We start from the raw sequence: 1552 nt of genomic DNA on the forward strand, positions 1-1552 counted from the left end.
TGTGTTCGAGGTCTGCTCGTTTCTGCCCCTGATCGGAATCTTGACCTGGTTCCTGCCCGATGTGGAAAGAAAGTAGACGTGGGGTCCATAGGACTTATACGACGAATGCGACTTATGGGACGCAGCCCGTCCCCTTTGTCCTATCCGTCATATAAGTCCCATCGGTCCTACGAATGCAGATACGAATTCACGAGATTTTCGAGATACTCCTGACGTCCGCTCTTCCGCTTTGGCTCGCCGAGCTTCTTGAGCACCAGCTTCTCGAGTTCCTTAAAGCCGATCTTCCCGTTTTCGATGGCCTGGCCATAATCGATGTCAAAACTCGCGTAGCGATCGGCGACGAAACCTTCCAGCTTGCCGTCGGCGCGGATTTTCAGCGCCAGCTTGTAGGCCAGCGCGTAGGCATCCATCCCGCCGATGTGCGCATAGAACAGGTCCTCCAGGTCGATGGAGGGACGGCGCAGCTTGGCATCGAAGTTGAAGCCGCCGGAACCGAGTCCGCCCGCCCTCAGGATCGAGAGCATCGCCAGCGTCAGTTCCTTCACGTCGGTGTTGAACTGGTCCGTGTCCCAACCGAGCAGCATGTCGCCCGCGTTCGCGTCGATCGAGCCGAGCATCCCCACCGCCGCGGCCACTTCGATTTCATGGTTGAACGTATGGCCCGCCAGCGTGGCGTGGTTGGTCTCGATATTGAATTTGAAATGTCCGTCGAGGCCGTAGGTGCGAAGAAAAGCGATGCCGCTGGCCACGTCGAAATCGTACTGATGCTTGGTCGGCTCCTTCGGTTTCGGTTCGATCAGGAACTGGCCCTTGAAGCCGATTTTTTTCGCGTAATCGACCGCCATGTGCAGGAACGCGGCCAGGTGGTCCTGCTCGCGCTTGAGGTTGGTGTTGAGCAGCGTCTCGTAACCTTCGCGCCCGCCCCAGAAAACATAATTCTGGCCGCCGAGTTCCCGGGTGACTTCGAGCGCTTTTTTGACCTGCGCCGCCGCGTAAGCAAAGACGTGCGCGTCGGGGTTCGTCGCCGCGCCGCACATGTAGCGGGGATTGGAAAAAAGGTTGGCCGTGCCCCAGAGTAGTTTCACGCCGGTCGATTTTTGGAGGCCCTTGGCGTGGGCGACAATTTTATCGAGATTGCGATTCGATTCGGCCAGCGTCCGGCCTTCGGGCGCGATGTCACGATCGTGGAACGCATAGAATGGCGCCCCGATTTTCGTGAAAAATTCAAACGCCGCGTCCATGCGGACCTTCGCGATGGAGACCGGGTCTTTCCCTTTTTCCCACGGGCGAACAATCGTGCCGGGACCAAATGGATCGGAACCGACGCCGCGAAAAGAGTGCCAATAGGCAATGGAAAAACGAAGGTGGTCCTGCAGCGTCTTGCCCTTGATGATCTCAGTGGGATTGTAATGTTTGAAGGCAAGCGGATTGGCGCTTTTCGGTCCTTCGTAGCGAATGGTTTTGATTTTTGGGAAATGCGTTTTAGCCATGAGAGGATAAGGGTGCACATTATTAGGATAATTGTACAAGTCGATTGTTGCCAAAAGCGTCA

The 1552-nt window shown here is 56.4% G+C and carries 1 protein-coding gene; it reads right to left on the minus strand.

The window, feature by feature from the left end; all coding sequences use genetic code 11:
* Positions 1 to 167 precede the first annotated feature (167 nt).
* The gene (gene xylA, locus WBR57_RS13035) at positions 168 to 1490 is read right to left on the minus strand and encodes a xylose isomerase (protein ID WP_424084160.1); all 1323 of its coding nucleotides are present in this window, start codon (positions 1488 to 1490) and stop codon (positions 168 to 170) included.
* Positions 1491 to 1552 lie beyond the last annotated feature (62 nt).

Source organism: Pseudomonas sp., from assembly GCF_049590575.1.
GTDB lineage: Bacteria > Pseudomonadota > Gammaproteobacteria > Pseudomonadales > Pseudomonadaceae > Aquipseudomonas.

Coding starts and splice junctions, on each gene's coding strand:
- xylA (WP_424084160.1), bottom strand. CDS start 1,490: ATGGCTAAAACGCATTTCCCAAAAATCAAAACCATTCGCTACGAAGGA.